At 72.5% G+C, this 18,323-nt stretch carries 12 protein-coding genes and 2 pseudogenes; 8 read left to right on the forward strand and 6 right to left on the reverse strand.

Features of this window, described 5'->3' with window-relative positions:
- Nucleotides 1-107: 107 nt before the first annotated feature.
- The 7 genes and pseudogenes from ACGF3J_RS30905 to sbnA all read left to right on the forward strand — a co-directional run.
- Nucleotides 108-2,402: pseudogene (locus tag ACGF3J_RS30905) on the forward strand (AbfB domain-containing protein); the annotation flags it as partial.
- A gap of 60 nt (nt 2,403-2,462) precedes the next feature.
- Nucleotides 2,463-2,900: pseudogene (locus ACGF3J_RS30910) on the forward strand (AbfB domain-containing protein); the annotation flags it as partial.
- Nucleotides 2,901-3,032: 132 nt separating this feature from the next.
- A complete protein-coding gene (locus tag ACGF3J_RS30915) occupies nt 3,033-5,558 on the forward strand; it encodes a Pls/PosA family non-ribosomal peptide synthetase (protein WP_393855247.1) in 2,526 nt (841 codons plus the stop codon).
- Nucleotides 5,558-8,026: an amino acid adenylation domain-containing protein gene (locus tag ACGF3J_RS30920; protein ID WP_237552574.1), complete on the forward strand. Its 2,469-nt coding sequence runs from the start codon at nt 5,558-5,560 to the stop codon at nt 8,024-8,026. The genes ACGF3J_RS30915 and ACGF3J_RS30920 overlap by 1 nt, the downstream gene beginning before the upstream one ends.
- Before the next feature lie 25 nt (nt 8,027-8,051).
- The gene (locus ACGF3J_RS30925; RefSeq protein WP_161329428.1) at nt 8,052-9,083 is read left to right on the forward strand and encodes a TauD/TfdA family dioxygenase; all 1,032 of its coding nucleotides are present in this window, start codon (nt 8,052-8,054) and stop codon (nt 9,081-9,083) included.
- Nucleotides 9,080-10,150, forward strand: a complete 1,071-nt coding sequence (sbnB, locus tag ACGF3J_RS30930) for a 2,3-diaminopropionate biosynthesis protein SbnB (RefSeq protein WP_161329429.1) — start codon at nt 9,080-9,082, stop codon at nt 10,148-10,150. The genes ACGF3J_RS30925 and sbnB overlap by 4 nt, the downstream gene beginning before the upstream one ends.
- 42 nt (nt 10,151-10,192) lie before the next feature.
- Complete coding sequence (sbnA, locus tag ACGF3J_RS30935; protein ID WP_161329430.1) at nt 10,193-11,185, forward strand: 2,3-diaminopropionate biosynthesis protein SbnA; 993 nt, start codon at nt 10,193-10,195, stop codon at nt 11,183-11,185.
- Here the strand turns inward: sbnA and ACGF3J_RS30940 are convergent.
- The 3 genes from ACGF3J_RS30940 to ACGF3J_RS30950 all read right to left on the reverse strand — a co-directional run bounded on the left by ACGF3J_RS30940 (nt 11,166) and on the right by ACGF3J_RS30950 (nt 14,731).
- On the reverse strand, nt 11,166-11,942 hold the full coding sequence (locus tag ACGF3J_RS30940) for an anti-sigma factor (RefSeq protein ID WP_161329431.1): 777 nt from the start codon (nt 11,940-11,942) through the stop codon (nt 11,166-11,168). The two genes, sbnA and ACGF3J_RS30940, sit on opposite strands and share 20 nt — an antisense overlap.
- Complete coding sequence (sigK, locus tag ACGF3J_RS30945) at nt 11,939-12,526, reverse strand: ECF RNA polymerase sigma factor SigK (RefSeq protein WP_161329432.1); 588 nt, start codon at nt 12,524-12,526, stop codon at nt 11,939-11,941. The genes ACGF3J_RS30940 and sigK overlap by 4 nt, the downstream gene beginning before the upstream one ends.
- A gap of 189 nt (nt 12,527-12,715) precedes the next feature.
- On the reverse strand, nt 12,716-14,731 hold the full coding sequence (locus ACGF3J_RS30950; protein ID WP_346346138.1) for an AAA family ATPase: 2,016 nt from the start codon (nt 14,729-14,731) through the stop codon (nt 12,716-12,718).
- 187 nt (nt 14,732-14,918) lie between these two features.
- Between ACGF3J_RS30950 and ACGF3J_RS30955 the strand changes: the two genes are divergently transcribed.
- Complete coding sequence (locus tag ACGF3J_RS30955) at nt 14,919-15,332, forward strand: DUF4190 domain-containing protein (protein WP_161329433.1); 414 nt, start codon at nt 14,919-14,921, stop codon at nt 15,330-15,332.
- Between the two features lie 30 nt (nt 15,333-15,362).
- Here ACGF3J_RS30955 and ACGF3J_RS30960 read toward each other — a convergent pair whose 3' ends face one another.
- From ACGF3J_RS30960 to ACGF3J_RS30970, 3 genes are read right to left on the reverse strand one after another with little or no spacing between them, the layout of a single operon-like run.
- Complete coding sequence (locus ACGF3J_RS30960) at nt 15,363-16,175, reverse strand: ABC transporter ATP-binding protein (RefSeq protein ID WP_161329434.1); 813 nt, start codon at nt 16,173-16,175, stop codon at nt 15,363-15,365.
- Nucleotides 16,172-17,281, reverse strand: coding sequence for an iron ABC transporter permease (locus ACGF3J_RS30965; protein WP_346346139.1), 1,110 nt, complete (start codon nt 17,279-17,281; stop codon nt 16,172-16,174). Before ACGF3J_RS30965 ends, ACGF3J_RS30960 begins: the two co-directional genes overlap by 4 nt.
- Nucleotides 17,278-18,303, reverse strand: a complete 1,026-nt coding sequence (locus ACGF3J_RS30970) for an ABC transporter substrate-binding protein (protein WP_202558291.1) — start codon at nt 18,301-18,303, stop codon at nt 17,278-17,280. The genes ACGF3J_RS30965 and ACGF3J_RS30970 overlap by 4 nt, the downstream gene beginning before the upstream one ends.
- Nucleotides 18,304-18,323 lie beyond the last annotated feature (20 nt).

Genomic DNA, 18,323 nt, shown 5'->3' on the forward strand with positions numbered 1-18,323 from the left:
TCTGTTTCCGTGCTACGTTCCCCGCGTCTCAGTCGCTCACCCACGTGTGCCCTGCGCTCAGGAGGAGTTCGATGCGACGCTTCATCGCCTGTCTGGCGGCTCTGCTGATGTTGACCGGAGGTGCCGTGCTCCTCGGCGGCACCGCTTCTGCGGTTGTCATGCCCAAGACACCTCCGCTCTCGACTCCGTGGACCGGCAAGGTGTCCACCACCGACCCCCTGCCCGAGTACCCGAGACCCCAGATGACGCGGCCCGAGTGGCAGTCGCTCAACGGGGAGTGGGAGTTCCTCAACCCGCCGGCCGACGGCTCGGGCAACGTCGACCGCAACGCCCCACCGCCCACCGGCCAGACCCTGCCCGAACGCATCCTGGTCCCGTACCCGGTGGAGTCGGCGCTGTCCGGCATCATGCGCAACGACAACCGGGACCTGATGTTCTACAAGCGCTCCTTCACCGTCCCGCAGAGCTGGAACGGGAGACGGGTGCAACTCCACTTCGGCGCCGTCGACCACGAGGCCACCGTCTGGGTCAACGGCACCCGCGTCACCTCCCACAAGGGCGGCTACGACCGCTTCGAGGTCGACATCACGCCCCAGCTCAGGAGCGGCGCCAACGAACTGATCGTGCGCGTCTACGACCCGACCGACGGACGCGGCGAGAAGCAGACCGTCGGCAAGCAGGTGAACAACCCCGGCGGCATCTTCTACACGCCCACCTCCGGGATCTGGCAGACCGTCTGGATGGAGCCCACCCCCGTGTCGTCGGTCTACTCCGTCGACATCCGGCCCAGCCTGTCGGACAACACCGCCCGGGTCCGCGTCTTCACCCGGGGCAACGTCGACGGCCACACCGTGCTGGCCGAGGCGATGAACGGGTCGGCCGTCGTGGGCCGCGCCACCGGCGGCTTCACCGAGTTCTCCGTACCCGTCCCGGACGCCCGCCGCTGGTCGCCCGACGACCCCTTCCTGTACGACCTGCGGGTCACCCTGCGCAACGCCTCGGGCGCCGCGGTGGACACCGTCACCAGCTACTTCGGCATGCGTGAGATCGGCACCAAGAAGATCGACGGGGTCCTGCGCCCCACGCTCAACGGTGAGTTCGTCTTCCAGGTCGGTACCCTCGACCAGGGCTTCTGGCCCGACGGCCTCTACACCGCGCCCACCGACGACGCCCTCGCCTTCGACCTGCGCAAGCACAAGGAACTCGGCTTCAACATGGTGCGCAAGCACATCAAGGTCGAGCCGGCCCGCTGGTACTACCACGCCGACCGGCTCGGGCTCCTGGTGTGGCAGGACATCCCGTCCACACCGGCGTTCGACCACGCCCGGACCCCGGCGCAGACCGCGCAGTTCGAGACCGAGGCCCGCGAGATCATCGACGAACACCGCTTCTCACCGGCCGTCGTCACCTACGTCCCGTTCAACGAGGGCTGGGGCGAGTGGGACCTCGCCGCCACCCGGCGCGTCACCACCGCGCTGGAGAACCAGGACCCGACCCGCCTGATGAACCCGCACAGCGGCTACAACTGCTGCGACTCCAGAGGCGACCCGGGCACCGGCGACATCGTCGACTGGCACGTCTACACCGGCCCCGACGCACCGCGCCCCTCCGACACCCGCGTCTCCGTGCTCGGCGAGTTCGGCGGCGTCGGACTGCGCACGCCGGGCCACGAGTACAGCCCCAACGGCCAGTTCTTCGCCTACGAGCAGGTCACCAGCCGCGAGCAGCTGAACGACCGCTACACCGGCATGGTGCGCGACGTCCGGCAGCTCATGACGGTCAAGGGGCTGTCCGCCTACGTCTACACCGAGATCACCGACGTGGAGGGCGAGTACAACGGCCTGCTCACGTACGACCGGCGCGTGCAGAAGGTCGACACCGAACAGGTGCGCCAGGCCCACACGGCGCTCCTCGACGCCTCCCGCAACCTCAACGCCCCGGCCGGCCTCACCCTCGGACACGTCCGCTCGTTCAGGGTGACCACACCCGGCCACACCGACCGCTACCTGCGGCACGCCGACTCGGTGGCCCGCACCGACGTACTGAGCACCGGCTCCGCGGACGGCGCGCGCCAGGACGCCTCCTTCCGCACCGTCGCCGGACTGGCCGACCCGCGCTGCTTCTCCTTCGAGTCGGTCAACCAGCCGGGCCGCTATCTGCGGCACGCCGACAGCAGGGTCCGCATCGACTCCGACACCGGCGGCCCGTTCGCCGCCGACGCCACCTGGTGCTCCCGGCCGGGACTGGCCGCGGGCGGCGTCTCCTTCGAGGCGTCCAACCAGCCGGGCAGCTACCTGCGCCACTACGCCGACCAGGTCTACCTGGCCCGCGGCGGCGGACCGAACCCGTGGGACACCAGCACCTCCTTCGCCGCGGACGCCACCTGGAACGCCGGTGAACCGGCACTGTGGCGCAGCTCCGTCCTGCTGCCCACCGACCGGCGCCGGTCCCTGCGGGTGACCACGTGGGGCCACACCAACCGGTACCTCCGGCACGCCGACAGCCTCGCCCACACGGAGATCGTCGACGCCAACAGCGCGGGCCTGCTCAAACAGGACGCCACCTGGACCCTGCGGCGCGGGCTCGCGGACTCGTCGTGCTACTCCTTCGAGTCGGTGAACTACCCGGGCCGGTTCCTGCGCCACGCCGACAGCCGGGTCCGCACGGCGACCGACGACGGCTCGGCCCTCTTCCGGCAGGACGCCACCTTCTGCGCCCGCCCCGGAATCGGCGGTCCGGGCGTCACCTTCGAATCGATCAACATGCCGGGCTCCTATCTACGGCACTTCGAGTCCGCGGTGTACATCGCCTCCGGAAACGGCGCCCAAGGCACCTACAACCGCCCGCAGACCCTCACGGCCGACGCGACGTGGAGCATCGCGGCCCCCTGGGCACCCTGACCGAACGCCCACCGAGCGACCGCGGACCTCTCCGGGCAAGAAAACCCGCGCTCCCCTCATACCTCTCCCTCCCGGCGACGAATACCTGGCAGACGGCAAGACGTCCGACAGGCAGCGGCCCAGGGAGCCCTCATGACGGGACAGCGGCTAGAGGTACGGGAGACAGCCCCCGTCCACCTTCCCGGAGAGTCCGCGGATTCCTCGGCCGGCCATACGCAGGAGACGTTCGCCAGGCTGCTCGCCGACGTGATCCACGTGGAGCAGGTGCACCCCGACAGTCACTTCTTCAACGACCTCGGCGCCGACTCCCTGGTGATGGCGCATTTCTGCGCCCGGGTCAGGAAGCGGCCGGACCTGCCGCCCGTGTCGATGCGCGACATCTACCGGCATCCGAGCGTCGGCGCCCTGACCGCGGCGCTCGCGCACCCGCCGACGCCGGCTCCCGAGCCGGCGACGACCGTGTCCGAGGCGCCGGTGGCACCGGAGCCGCCACCGGCCGGCCGGCCCCACCACCTGCTCTGCGGCGTACTGCAGGTCCTGAGCTACTTCGGCTACGCGGGGCTCCTCGCGGTCGTCACCGCCCTGGGCTACGACTGGATCTCCGCCGGAAGCGGCCTGCTCGACACGTACCTGAGGTCCGTCGCGTTCGGCGCCGTGCTCCTCGTCGTCCTGTCCGCCCTCCCGGTGATCGCGAAGTGGCTGCTCATCGGCCGGTGGACACCGACCCGGTTCCGGCTCTGGAGCCTCGTCTACGTCCGCTTCTGGCTGGTCAAGACGCTGATCCGGGCGAGCCCCCTCGCCCTGTTCGCCGGCACCCCGCTGTACCCCCTGTACCTGAGGGCGCTGGGTGCGCGCGTCGGCCGAGGAGTGACGTTCCTTTCGCGCGGCCTGCCCGTGTGCACCGATCTGCTGACGATCGGCGCCGGCACGGTCGTCCGCAAGGACTCGCTGCTCAGCTGCTACCGCGCCACCGACGGAGTCATCGAGACCGGCCCCGTAGCCCTCGGCCCCGACGCGGTCGTCGGTGAGGCGACCGTGCTGGACATCGGCAGCTCACTCGGGCGCGGCTCCCAGCTGGGCCACGCCTCCTCGCTCCACACCGGCCAGGCCGTCCCGGACGGCGAGCGCTGGTACGGGTCACCCGCGCAGCCCGGCGGACCGGACTTCCGCCGGGTGGAGCCCGCCCCCTGCGGCACCGCACGGCGCGCCGGCTACGGAACCGTCCTCCTCCTGACGGCGCTGCTGGTCTACCTGCCGGTCGCGGTGGGGCTGGTCGACGTACTGGGCTCCCGCGTCCTGGAGGGTGCCTCCGTCCCGGGCCAGGGACCGGTGACACCGGTCGACTGGGTGTTCTACGCCGACCTGCTGATGATCACGTCCGCGGCCTTCTTCGGTGCCGTGCTCCTCGCCATCCTGGTCGTGGGGACCGTCCCGCGCCTGGTGAGCCGATGGGTCGTCCCCGGCCGAACGTACCCGCTCTACGGCCTGCACCACGGCCTGCACCGGGCGACGGCCCTGATCAGCAACCGGAAGTCACTCACCCGGCTGTTCGGCGACAGCACGAGCATCGTGCACTACCTGCGCTGGATCGGGTACGACCTGTGCCGGATCGAGCAGACCGGCTCGAACTTCGGCACCCAGGTCAAGCACGAGAGCCCCTTCGTCAGCGTGGTCGGCACCGGCACCATGGTCGCCGACGGACTCTCGCTGATGAACGCCGAGTACTCCGCGTCCTCGTTCCGGCTGAGGCGGACCGCCGTCGGCGCGCACAACTTCCTCGGCAACCGGATCGCCTACCCGCCGGACGGCAGGACCGGCGACAACTGCCTCCTGGCGACCAAGGTGAACATCCCCCTCGACGGGCCGCTGCGGCACGACGTCGGCCTCCTCGGCTCCCCCTCCTTCGAGATCCCGCGTTCGGTGCCGCGGGACAGCACCTTCGACGAGCTGAAGGAGGGCGACGGGCTGCGCCGCCGTCTGGCGGCCAAGAACCGCCACAACGCGGCGACGATGGCCTGTCACCTGTTCGCGGGCTGGCTGTTCTTCTTCTGCGTCAGCCTGCTCTACGCCTCGGCGGCGAGCCTGTACCCGCAGTGGGGCACGGCGGTCATCGCGCTGGCCAACGCCGTCCTGCTGCCCTTCGCCCTCGTGTACTTCGTCCTGGTGGAGCGGGCCGTCATCGCCCTGCACCCCCCGGGGCCGCTGTTCTGCTCGATCTACGACCCCCGGTTCTGGCTGCGGGAACGCTACTGGAAGATCCCCTCGGAGACGTACTTCCGGATCCTCAACGGCACACCGTTCAAGAGCGTCCTGTGGCGCATGCTCGGCGTCCGGGTCGGTGCCCGGGTCTTCGACGACGGCTGCAGCCTGACCGAGCGCCAGATGGTCACCATCGGCGACGACTGCACCCTCAACGCGGGAAGCGTCGTGCAGTGCCACTCGCAGGAGGACGGCACCTTCAAGTCGGACCGCAGCGCGATCGGTTCCGGCTGCACCCTCGGCGTCGGCGCCTTCGTGCACTACGGCGTGACCGTCGGCGACGGGGCCGAACTGGCGGCGGACGTGTTCCTGATGAAGGGCGAGACCGTCCCCGCCCACGCCCACTGGACGGGCAACCCGGCCCGCCCCGTGTCCCACGGCGACGGAGGCGAATCGTGATGGCGACCGCGACGACCGAACGGCACGCCCCCGTCCCCTGGGTACCGGCCGGCACCGGCGCAACGGTCCTGCCGCGCTGGACGCGCACGCCCGTGCCCGGCACGGCCGAGCACACCGTCACCCTCCCTGGCTCCCTCACGGCGGCCCTGCACCGGCGGGCCGGTGAACTCGGCGTACCGCTCACCGCGATCGTGCTGGCCGCGCACGCCAAGGTGCTGTCGCTGCTCTCCGGCGACCGCACCGTCCGTGCCGGGCACCGGACGTCCGGCTCCGGACCGCTGCCCTGGGAACTGACGATCCGCCCCGGCACCTGGGGCGACCTCGTGCACGCGGCCCGGCGGGCGGCGCCGGAGCCCACCACCCGCCCGACGCCCACGCCCGGCTTCGAGGCCGTCGTCGACCCGGCCGGCGACGCGTCCACGGCACTCCCCGACGGCACCGTCCTCGCCGTCACGGCGGGGGAGCGGGACGGTGGGCGCGTACTGCGCCTGCGGTACCGCACCGACGCACTGGACGCGGACTGCGCCGCCCGGATCGGCGGCTACCACCTGGCCGCCCTCCAACAGATCGCCGCCGACCCCGGCACCCCGCACGACCGGCGGACCCTGCTCTCCCCGGACGAGGTCCGCCGCCAGCTCGACGGACTCGCCGGACCGCGCAGGGACCTGCCCGACCGCCGCGTCCACGAACTGTTCGAGGAGCGCGTCCGGATCCACCCCGAGGCCGTCGCCGTCGTACACCGGGACCGGCACTGGACGTACCGGGAGCTGGACACCCGCGCCAACCGGCTGGCACGCGCCCTGCTCGCGGAGGGGGTGCGCCCCGAGGACGTGGTCGCGGTGGCGACCGAGCGCGACCTGAACTGGACCGCCGCCGTCCTCGCCGTCCTCAAGGCCGGAGCCGCCTACCTGCCCGTCGATCCCCACTACCCGCCCGACCGCATGACCACCGTGCTCGGCCGCGCCGGCTGCCACCTCGTCCTCACCGAACCGGAAAGCAGGGCCAACCTGGACCGGGCCCTCACCGCCCTGCCCGGCACCCGCGCCCTGCTCGTCCCGGACGTCACCGAACGGCCCGCCGACGGAACCTCCCCCGCCCTGCGCGTACCGGCCGACGGGCTCGCCTACGTCTTCTTCACATCGGGCTCCACCGGGGAACCCAAGGGCGCGATGTGCGAGCACGCGGGCCTGCTCAACCATCTCCACGCCAAGATCGACGATCTGGGCATCGTCGAGGGCACGGTGGTGGCGCAGACGGCGTCGCAGTGCTTCGACATCTCCCTGTGGCAACTGCTGGCCGGTCTGCTGACCGGCGGACGCACCCTGCTGATCGGCCAGGACGCGATCCTGGACGCCGACCGCTTCCTCGACACGATCACCGAGGGCCGGGTCGGCGTCCTCCAGGTCGTCCCCTCCTACCTCGACGTCGTCCTGAGCGCGCTGGAACACCGCCCCCGCGCACTGCCCGACCTGCGGTGCGTGTCGGTCACCGGCGAGGAGCTGAAGGGCGAACTCGTCCGGCGGTGGTTCGACTCCCGGCCCGGGGTCCGCCTGGTCAACGCCTACGGACTGACCGAGACGTCGGACGACACCAACCACGAGGTGATGGACGGGCCGCCCGCCACCGGCCGGACCCCACTGGGCCGCCCCGTCCAGAACGTGCGCGTCTACGTCGTCGACGACCACCTCGATCCCGTCCCGCTCGGAGCGCCGGGCACCATCGCCTTCTCCGGCGTGTGCGTCGGCCGCGGCTACGTCAACGACCCGGAGCGCACCCGCGCCGCCTACCTGCCCGATCCGCACCGGCGGGGTGAACGCCTCTACCTGGGCGGCGACATCGGACGCTGGCGGCCCGACGGCAAGCTGGAATTCCTCGGCCGTACGGACGCGCAGGTGAAGATCCGCGGATTCCGCGTCGAACCCGGCGAGGTGGAGAACGCGCTGCTGCGGGTCGCCGGGGTCCGGGACTGCGCCGTCGTCGTGACCGGCGCCGAGGGGCACGGCCGGCAACTGGCCGCCTTCTGCGCGGCCGACCGGAGCGTGTCCGTGGGCGCACTGCGCGAGCGGCTCGCGAACCTGCTGCCCGCGTACATGGTCCCGGCCTCCTTCCACCTGGTGGAGAGCCTGCCGCTCACCCCCAACGGCAAGACCGACCGCAAGGCGCTGGCCGCACTCGCCGAGGAACCCGACGCCCCGGACCACGACGACCGGACCCCGCGCACACCCACCGAGGAACGGCTCGCGTCGGCCTGGGCGAACGTGCTCGGCCTGCCACCCGACCGGATCGGCCGGGGCGACGACTTCTTCACGCTGGGCGGCACCTCCCTGTCCGCGGTGCGGCTCGCCGTCGCCCTCGACCGGGCGATCTCCCTGCGCGACCTCACCGGCCACCCGGCGCTCGCCGACCTGGCCCGCCTGCTCGACACCCGGACCGGCGCGGGACCCGCCGCACCGGCGGCCGGGACCTGAAGAGACACCTCCGAAGGAGGAACCCATGCTGACCGCACTGTTCCGCAAGCACCCGGCCGCCCCGGCGCAGGCCCCGCCCACCGGGATCGTCCCGGCGCCGGACAGCGACGCACCGCCGGTCCTGGAGGCCCCGGCCCCTGCCGACCCAGCGGCCTGGGTGGCCGAGCACCGGGACACCCTGCGCGGCCTCGTCGCCGAGCACGGCGCGCTCACCGTCCGCGGTCTCGGCCTGCGCGACCCGGCCGGTGCCGGGGCGGTCCTCGACCGGCTGGCCGCCCGTCCGATGACCGAACGGGAGGGCTTCGCCGCCCGCGACCGCCACGCGGAGGGTGTCTACTCGTCGTCCGCATGGCCGCAGAACCAACCGATGTGCATGCACCACGAGATGAGCTACGCGATCCGCTGCCCCGGACTCCTGCTGTTCGCCTGCCTCCGGCCGCCCACCGAGGGCGGCGCCACCGCCGTGGCCGACTCGGCCGCCGTACTGCGGTCGCTGCCCCGCGAGGTGGCCGACCGGTTCGAGCGCGAGGGCTGGATACTCACCCGGGCCTACCACGACGAGATCGGCACCTCGCCCGAGCAGTCCTTCGGCACCGGCGACCGGGCCGGGGTCGAGGCGTACTGCCGCGCCCACGCGATCGACTGGTCCTGGCAGCCGGACGGTTCGCTGCGCACCCGGCAGCACCGCGGCGCCGTGGTCCGCCACCCGGTCTCCGGTCTGCGCTGCTGGTTCAACCAGATCGCGTTCCTCAACGAGTGGACCATGGCCCCCGAGGTCCGGGAGTTCCTCGTGGAGGAGTACGGGTCCGGCGGACTCCCCTTCAACACCCTGTACGGCAACGGCGACCCGGTGCCCCCGGACGTCGTGGAGCAGATCAACAAGACCTACGAGGCGCACACGGAACGCCGGCCCTGGCAGACCGGGGACCTGATGATCGTGGACAACATCCGTACCGCGCACAGCCGGGAGGCGTACGAGGGACCGCGCGAGGTGCTCGTGGCCATGGGCGACCCCGTAGCGCCGCACGCTCAAGGATCCGAAGGGACAGCGACATGACCACCGTACGACCCGGCACAGCCGCGACCGCGCTCGCGGACACACCGTCCGTGCCGCCCTTCGCCGTCATCCCCGGCAGTCAGGTCCAGGAGGCCCTGCGGGGACAGGAGAAGGCCGTGGTGGACGTCGTGGAGGAGACCTACCGCCTGCACGGCGCCGGCCGCACCGTCAACCCGCCGTCCTCCTTCCTCCGTTTCACCGACCGGCCCACCGCACGGATCATCGCGCTGCCCGCCTCCCTGGGCGGCGACCACGGCGTGGACGGCATCAAGTGGATATCGAGCTTCCCCACCAACGTCCCCTCCGGCTTCCCCAGGGCGTCGGCCGTCCTCGTGCTCAACGACCACGACACCGGTTACCCCTTGGCCTGTCTGGAGAGCTCCATCATCAGCGCCTCCCGGACCGCCGCGTCCGCCGCGTCGGCCGCCGACCGGCTGAGCCGGGGGCGGGTCCGCCCCGCCCGGGTGGGCTACGTCGGAGCGGGCCTCATCGCCCGGTACATCCACACGTACCTCACGGCCACGGGCTGGTCGTTCGACGCCGTCGGCGTGCACGACGTGTCGGCCGAGAGCGCCGCCGGCTTCCGGACCTACCTGGAGCAGTCCGGGGCCGCCGGCCGGGTCACGGTGCACCGCGGCGCCGAGGAACTGGTCCGCAACAGCGACCTGATCGTCTTCGCCACCGTCGCCGACCGGCCGCACATCGACGAGCCGTCCTGGTTCCGCCACAACCCGGTGGTGCTCCACGTGTCCCTGCGCGACCTGGCCCCCCAGGTGCTCCTGTCCGCCACCAACGTCGTCGACGACATCGACCACTGCCTCCGGGCCTCGACCTCGCCCCACCTGACCGAACGTCTCACCGGCAGCCGCGCCTTCCTGCACGGCACGCTCGACGACGTGATGGCCGGCCGGGTCACCGTTCCGGCAGACAGGCCGGTGGTCTTCTCGCCGTTCGGCCTCGGCGTGCTCGACCTGGCCGTAGGCAAGTTCGTCTACGACGAGGTGGCGCGGTCCGGGGAGCTGCGGATCATCGACGACTTCTTCCACGAACTGAGGCGGCACGGCTGAGACCGTCCCGCCGGGCCACCGGACTTATCCGAGGAGAGCATCGTGCCAGTCATCACCACCCCCCAGTCCTTCAACGAGGAAGACCTCTACGTCGACCTCGCCCCGATGCTCGGGCACCGGCTCTTCCTCAAGTGCGAAGGCTTCAATTTCGCCGGCTCCATCAAGCTGAAGGCGGCCACCGAGATGGTGGAGTCCGCCGAACGCAGCGGAACCCTCTGTCCGGACTCCGTCCTGGTGGAGTCCTCCTCCGGCAATCTCGGCGTGGCGCTGAGCATGATCGCGGCGAGCAAGGGATACCGGTTCGTCTGCGTGACGGACTCCCGCTGCAACCTGACCACCCGGCTGATGATGGAAGCCCTGGGCAGCCAGGTGCACGTCGTCTCCGACGAGCACGCCACCGGCGGCCTGCTGGGCGCGCGGCTGGCCCATGTGCGGGCCCTGTGCGCCGCGGACGCACACTGTGTCTGGCTGAGCCAGTACACCAACGCCGACAACTGGCGGGCCCACTACTTCCGGACCGCTCCCGCCATCGCCCGCCGGTTCCCGCGTCTGGACGTGCTCTTCATCGGCGTCGGGACCACCGGCACCCTCATGGGATGCGCCCGCTGGTTCCGCTCCTGGCACCGGCCGGTGCGGATCGTCGCCGTGGACAGTGTCGGCTCCGCCATCTTCGGGGACCCGCCGGGCCGCCGGATGATCCCGGGCCTGGGCATGAGCACCCGGCCGCCGCTCCTCGACGAGGCGTACGTGGACGAGGCGGTGCGCGTCGACGAGGTCGACACCATCCGCACCTGCAGGAGTCTGGCGCGGCGCGGTTTCCTCTTCGGCGGTTCCACCGGCACCGTGGTCAGCGGCGCGGCGAGCTGGCTCGCCCGGCACGGGACGCCCGGCATCACCCCCGTGGCCATCGCACCGGACCTCGGTGAGCGCTACCTCGACACCGTCTACCAGAGCAACTGGGTGCAGGCCCTCTACGGCGGCGACGCCCACGACCCGGAACAGACGTCCTCGCGGGTCACGCGGGGAGGGCGATGACGCCGAGAGGCTTCGTGGTGGGCTGCGGTGAGCCGCCGGCGGGTTCCACCGTGATACCGACCGCGGTCGCCTCGCGGAGCGGCCCCTCCATCACGTGCGCCACGTCCCCGCCCGTGCCGGGCAGCAGACCGGCGGGCCAGTGCTCGTCCCCCCGTCCGTACCAGAGTTCGTAGACCTGGTCGCCGCTGAGCGGCGGGAGGCCGGCCGCGATGAACGCGGCCTCGCCCTCGCCGCGCGAGGTCACCACGCTCGCCGTCGCGCCGTCCGACAGTGTCGTGGTGCTGATCGTGGCGTCGGAGGCGGCCAGCACAGCGGCGAGTGCCTCGGAGCCGGCCTCAGCCTCGCGGATCTGGTCCCGGGCCGTGTCCGCTTCCGAGTGCTGCCACCAGGCGATCCCTCCAAGGGCCGCGGCCGCCGCGACGGACGCCGCGAGGGCGAACCCCAGTGCACGCCGGCCCCGGCGTCGACGCCGCGCCGCCGGAGCCGCGGTCTCCGCCGCGTCACGGTCGGGTGCGGCACGGTGCTCCTGCCGTACGGTCCCGATCTGCGCGAGCACCCGCCGCCGCACCTCCGGGGAGGGCGCGCGCAGCTCCGCCGCGGCCAGCAGTGCCGCCGTCGCCGCCAGTTCGTCGGCCTCGTCCCGGCAGGCCGGGCAGCTCGCCAGGTGGTTCTCGAAGGCGGCCTCCTCGTCGGGAGGCAGGGCGTGCAGCGTGTAGGCGCCGAGGTCGAGATGCGGGTCGCCGCCGCCCACGGTCATGATCCCGTCTCCACACACTCGCGCAGGCGCCGCAGCCCCTCACGCATCCGTGACTTGATGGTGCCCGCGGGGGTGGCGAGGGAATCGGCCACCTCCGCGTAGGTCAGCCCCTCGTAGTAGGCCAGCACCAGGGGCAGCCGCAGCTTCCGGGACAGCTCCGCCAGGCAGCGGAAGACCGTGCGGTGCTCCTCCCGCTCCTCGACCTCCTCGGCGACGGCGTCGAAAGGCCGGTCGAGTTCCGCGGAGCCGGTGCGCAGCTCACGGGCCCGGCCCGAGACCACGGACCGCACCCGGTCCACGGCCCGCCGGTGCGCGACGGTCAGCACCCAGTTCCGGGCGGCGCCCCGTTCCGGGCGGAAGCGGTCGGCGGTACGCCACACCTCCACCATCACGTCCTGGGTCACCTCCTCCGCCTGCGCCTCGTCTCTCAGAACCCGGAAGACCAGTCCCATCACCGACGGCGCCAGTGCGTCGTAGACCCCGGCGAACGCCTGTTCGTCGCCGGCGGCGGCACGGGTGAGCAGCTCGTCCACCCGGCTCTCGCCGGATGACCGTCCCGCGCCCGTTCCGGCTCCGTCGTCCATTCCCGCTCCTCCGTGCTCTGCTCGACACTGGGGCATCCCAGTGGGGAGCGCACGTGGTCGGGAGCCGTCCGCCTGACGCGTTCACCTCCTGGCCGGACGACGGGAGGCGTGGGGGGCCGCACGGCCCTCACCCATGGTTCGTAGCCGCCGCCCCCTCGGATGCCGGTCGACCGCACGGACCGGCCGCGGTCACCCCCGGGAGGACGACCCCAGCAGTTCGGCCAGCACCTCCTGCGGTTCGCGGCCCATGCTGCGCAGCATCACGGTCTGGTACCCCTCGTCGCCGAGCACCGAGCGGACCGTGCTCTCGTAGTGGTCGCGCACCGGGCCCAGTTCCGGCGTGCCGCGCTGGGGGTGCCCGACCGAACTCCAGAGGGTCTCGCCGACCGCGTAGGCCCGCGCCGCGGGCTCGGCGGAGCCGGCGGCCGCGAGTGCCGCCGCCAGCACGTCCAGGCCCAGTGCCAGCCCGAAGCCGTCACCGATACGCCGCTTGCCGTCCAGCATCGAACGGGCGTACGTGACCGCCTGCGGCGCACGGTCCTGGAAGAGCGAGATGAGGGCCAGCTGGTAGTCGGTGTAGGCGCGGGTCCACCACTCCCCGAGCGCGACGCAGTGCGCGCGCAGGGACTCGGCCTCCTCCCGCGCCCGGTCCAGGAAGCCCTGGCCGGTGAGGGCGAAGACCCGGACCAGGCGGCACATCATCGCGCCCGGGGTGGTGGCCCCCGCCGACCGCGTCAGCGCCAGGTCCGCCGTGTGCCCGGCAGTCATGGGGCGCCCCGTGAGCAGATGGATGAGGCCCACCAGGTACGCCGCCCGCAGTCGGCCGTCCACGTCCTCCACCTGCTCGGCCTCCCGGCCGCAGGCTTCCGCCAGGTCGACGGCGGCCCGGATGTCCCCGCGCAGGACCTGGGCGACACCGAGCGCCCACAGCGCCCGGGCCCGCGCCGGGCCGGGCGCCCCGGGCAGGGCGAGGGCGTCCTCCAGATAGCCGGCGGCCTCCGGGAGATGGCCGCAGCAGCTCCAGAAGAACCCGAGCAGGCCGGTCAGCTCGACGGCCGCGCGGGAGCGGGTGGTGAGGCAGTGGTCGAGCGCGGCACACAGATCGGCGTGGGCGTCCTCCGTCCACCGGTACCAGCGGGTCTGGTCCGGGCCCAGCCAGCCCGCGTCGGCGAGGCGCGCCTGCTCCAGGAAGAACCGGGCGTGCCGCTCGGACACCTCCCGCGTCTCCCCCAGTTCGTCGAGCCACATCCGCCCGTACTCGCGGACCGTGTCGAGCATGCGGTGCCGGCCGCCTCGCACGGCCACGACCGACCTGCGCTCCAGGCCCTGGAGTGCCGACGCCAGCAGCGGTGGGGTGAGCGGCCCGCCGCCGCAGACGGCGAGCACGGTGTCGCCGTCGACCGGGCCGCGGAAGACCGACAGCCGCGCCCACAGCAGGCGCTCCGTCGGGGTGCACAGCTCGTGGCTCCAGCCCACGGTGGTGCGCACCGCGCGGTGCCGGGGCGGTCCGGCACTCCGGTCCGCGGCGATGTCCAGGCGGGAGAGCAGCGCCTCCTCGACCTGTTCGATGTTCTGGCCGGCCAGCTGGCCCGCCACCAGCTCCACGGCGAGCGGGATGCCCTGCAGCCACTGGCACAGGCGGCCCGCGGCGAGCAGATCCGTCGTTCCGTCCAGGGCGACGCCGAGCGCGGCGGCGCGGTCGTACAGGAGTCGCACCGCGTCCGTCTCGGCGGGGAGCGGGTCGACCTCCATGACCCGTTCACCGGTCAGCCCGAGCGGCTCCCGGCTGGTCGCCAGCACCGTCAGCCCCGGACTGGCCCGCAGCAGCCGGTCGACCAGGTCGCGGCAGCCGCCCGTGACGTGCTCACAGGAGTCCAGCACCAGGAGGCGTTGCTGGTCGGCCAGCCATCGGCCCAGCGCGTCGACCGGGTCGATCGCCGTGTGGTCGGAGAAGTCGAGCGCGTCCGCGACGGTCGCGGTGAGCAACCGGTCGTCGGGCAGCGGCCAGAGGTCGGCCCACGCGACCGCCCGGCCGCCCGCGTCGTGCACGCGGTCCGCGGCCTGGAGGGCGAGCCGGCTCTTGCCGACCCCGCCCACCCCCGTGAGGGTCACCAGGCGCGGCTCACGCAACGCCTCTTCCAGGCGGTCCAGTTCGTTCGCGCGGCCGACGAAACCGGTCGGTATCTCAGGGAGATTGCTCAGCACGTACCCAGTCTGGCGTGCCGGCCCGCTTTGGAGGAGGGCCTTCGGCCATGGACCACCGGCCGCACACGGCGGAGTCACCCGACCGTGTGACGCCCCAAACCGGGCTCGAAGGCATCCGCCACCGACATCGGGGCATCCGGCACGTACGGCAACTCCACCGGACGGAAACAGAGATGAGAGTGACGACGTGTCGTTTCCCGAACACCCCGCATCTTCCGGCGACGCCCACCAGACGCACCACGACGCCGGCATGAGACGCTCCAACGGCATGGCGGTCGCCGCCCTCGTCCTCGGCATCCTGGCCGTCCTGCTCTTCTGGACCGTCATCGGCGGGGCACTGCTCGGTCTGCTGGCCCTGATCTTCGGCATCATCGGCGCACGCAGGGCACGCGGCGGACGGGCGCCGCGCCGTGGGATGTCCATCGTCGGCGCCGTACTCGGCGCGCTCGGTCTGATCGCCTCCGTGGTGATCATCGCGATCGGTGCGTCCATCCTCAACTCGGACGAGTTCAAGGACTTCGACGACTGCGTCCAGCACGCCGATTCGCAGAGCGAACGGGACGCCTGCGCCGACGACTTCGAGCAGGACGTGAACAACTGACGCGGCCCGCCCGCGACGCGGCCCACCGCGTCAGCGCGGCCGCTCCGTCAGGAGGTCGCCCGGACGCTCGCCGGGCACGAACGTCACCTGGGGCGCGCCCGTACGCGGATGCACGCTCACCTCGCCCACGACCCCGTACACGTCGGCGAGCAGCGACGGCGTGAGCACCTCGGCCGGCGGGCCCGAGGCCACGACCTCCCCCTCGCGCAGGACATGGAGGCGGTCGCAGTAGTACGCGGCCAGGTTGAGGTCGTGCAGTGCGACCAGCACGGTCGCCGGCAGCCGCCGCAGCACGCCGAGGACGTCCAGTTGATGGCGGATGTCGAGGTGGTTGGTCGGCTCGTCGAGGACCAGCAGGGCAGGTCGCTGGGCGAGGGCGCGGGCGATGAGGACCCGCTGGCGCTCGCCGCCGGAGAGCCGGTCGAAGGGGCGCTCGGCCAGCCGGCCGGCGTCCACCGCGGCGAGGGCGTCGTCGATGATGGCGGCGTCCTCCGCCGTGTCGCCGGCCAGCATCCGCTTGTGCGGCGTGCGGCCCATGGCCACGACCTCCCGGACGGCGAGGTCGAAGTCCGCGGCCGAGTCCTGCACCACGGCCGCCACGGTGCGCGCGAGACGCCGCGCGGGCATCGACCAGGTGTCGGCGCCGTCGACGCGGACGGTGCCGGTGTCCGGGCGCAGGACGCGGTAGACGGCCCTCAGCAGGCTGGACTTGCCGCTGCCGTTGGGACCGACCAGACCGATCACCTCGCCCGCCGAGGCGGTCAGCGAGACGTCGCGCACCAGGTGGCGGGCTCCGGCGGTGAGGGTGACGCCCTCGACGGACAGGTCGGTCGCGGCGCTCATGCCCCTCCTCGGTCGGTGCCGCGCCGGGCGTCCCGGCGCATCAGCCACAGGAAGAACGGCCCGCCGCACAGCGCGGTGAGCACGCCGACCGGGATCTCCATGGGCGCGGCGACGGTGCGTGCGGCGATGTCGGCCCAGATCAGGAAGACCGCTCCGGCGAGCGCAGCCGTGGGCAGCACCCTGCGGTGGTCGCCGCCGACGAACAGGCGTACCACGTGCGGGAGGATCAGGCCGACGAAGCCGATCGGGCCGGACGCCGCGACGAGTACGCCGGTGACCAGGGACAGCAGCACGAACATGCGGGCCCTGAAGCGGGCGACGTCCAGGCCCATCGTCGTCGCCGCCTCCTCACCGGCCAGCAGCAGGTTGAGGTTGCGGGCCTGCACCAGGAGCACGCCGATGCCCAGCAGCACCGCCAGCCCCGGCAGCCACAAGGTCTGCCAGTTGACGCCGCCGAGACCGCCCAGGGTCCAGGCGAGCACCGCCCGGGCCTCGTTGCCGCGGTCGGTGGTGAGCAGCAGCAGGTCGAGGACGGCCGTGAGCATCGCCGCGATCGCCACCCCGGACAGGACCAGGCGCGTCGAGGTGATGCGCCCGCCGGTGCGGGCGGTGGCGTACACGATCGCCAGTGCGCCGAGGGCGCCGGCGAACGCGGCGGCGGACAGCGACAGGGGACCGAGGAAGCCGACGCCGAAGACGATGACCGAGACCGCGCCGAGGGAGGCGCCGGAGGAGACGCCGAGCAGGTACGGCTCGGCGAGCGGGTTGCGGACCAGCGCCTGAAGGGCGGTGCCGACCACCGCGAGACCCGCACCGGTCACCGCTCCCAGCAGGACGCGCGGGGCCCGTACGTCGAGGACGATGGTCTCCCGCGCGCGGGACCAGTCGGGGTGGGTGAAGTCGGCGCCCAGGGCGTGCGTCACGATTCCCCAGACCTGGCCGGGCGGCACCTGGACCGAGCCGATGGCCAGTCCGGCCGTCACGGAGGCCACCAGCAGGGCCGCCAGCGCGAGCGACGTCCCCGCCATCGTCGTACGCCCCGCCCGGCGCGACCGGGCGGCCGTCGGGTCCGGTTCGGCTACCGCCTTGGTGGCGGTGCCCGTCACCGGAAGCTCTCGGGGTGCAGTCCGCGGGCGAGGTCCCCGACCGCGTACGCCGACCGGATGCCGACCAGGGTCGCGGTCAGCGGCAGGACGACGAACCGCTTGTTCTTGACGGCGGGGACGTCGGCGAGGGCCGGCTGGGAGAGCAGGAACTTCTTCTTCTGCTCGACGCTGCCGGCTCCGGCGTAGTCGTAGATCGCGATGACCTCGGGCCTGCGCTCGACGACCTGTTCCCAGGAGACGTCGCCGAACACCTCGTCGAGGTCGCCGAAGACGTTCTTGCCGCCGGCCAGCCGGATCAGGTCGGTGCCCAGGCCCTTGCCGCCCGCGGTGAAGGCGCTCTTGTCGCCGCTGTCGTAGACGAAGACCGGCACCTCCGGCTCGCCCTTCACGGCGGCGGACGCCCTGGCGACACGGCTCTGCAGGTCGGCGATCAGCTTGTCGGCCCGGTCGGGGACGCCGAAGACGCTCGCCACCGTACGGATCTCGGCGTAGGTGTCCTTCATCGTCACCCGCTTCTCGCCGCAGTACTCGCGGTTGAGGTAGGTGTCGATGCCCGCGTCGGCGAACGCCTTGCGGGAGCGGCCCTCGTTCTCGGCGAAGGCACTGCCGTAGCCGCCGTAGACGAGGTCGGGCTCGGTGTCCAGGATCTTCTCGAACGACGGTTCCCGCTCGGCGAGTTCGGGTATCGCCTCGTAGTCCTTCCGCAACTCCGGCAGGACGGCCGAGTCGGGGAAGGCGGTGCCGACCATGCGGTCCTTCAGACCGAGCGCGAGCATCAGCTCCGCGGGGTGCTGATGGATGGTGACCACCCGGGACGGCGGCTTGTCGTACGTCGTCCTCACACCGCAGTTGTCGACGGTGACGGGGAATCCCGCGGGGGACGACGCCGATGCGGATCCGTCCTGGCCGGAGTCGTCGGCGCCGCCGGACGAGCCGCACCCGGCGGTCACCAGGGCCGCCGACAGGGCGAGCGCCGCGGCCGTGGCGCGCAGGCTCCGGCGGCGTCGGGCAGGGGAGAACAGGGCTGACACGTAAGCCTCCT

Source organism: Streptomyces sp. NPDC048171 (assembly GCF_043202655.1).
Lineage (GTDB): Bacteria > Actinomycetota > Actinomycetes > Streptomycetales > Streptomycetaceae > Streptomyces.

Bases quoted from the DNA above. Each gene is read 5' to 3' on its own strand.
- ACGF3J_RS30915 (WP_393855247.1), top strand. From the start codon at position 3,033: ATGACGGGACAGCGGCTAGAGGTACGGGAGACAGCCCCCGTCCACCTT.
- ACGF3J_RS30920 (WP_237552574.1), top strand. From the start codon at position 5,558: ATGGCGACCGCGACGACCGAACGGCACGCCCCCGTCCCCTGGGTACCG.
- ACGF3J_RS30925 (WP_161329428.1), top strand. From the start codon at position 8,052: ATGCTGACCGCACTGTTCCGCAAGCACCCGGCCGCCCCGGCGCAGGCC.
- sbnB (WP_161329429.1), top strand. From the start codon at position 9,080: ATGACCACCGTACGACCCGGCACAGCCGCGACCGCGCTCGCGGACACA.
- ACGF3J_RS30940 (WP_161329431.1), bottom strand. From the start codon at position 11,942: ATGACCGTGGGCGGCGGCGACCCGCATCTCGACCTCGGCGCCTACACG.
- sigK (WP_161329432.1), bottom strand. From the start codon at position 12,526: ATGGACGACGGAGCCGGAACGGGCGCGGGACGGTCATCCGGCGAGAGC.
- ACGF3J_RS30960 (WP_161329434.1), bottom strand. From the start codon at position 16,175: ATGAGCGCCGCGACCGACCTGTCCGTCGAGGGCGTCACCCTCACCGCC.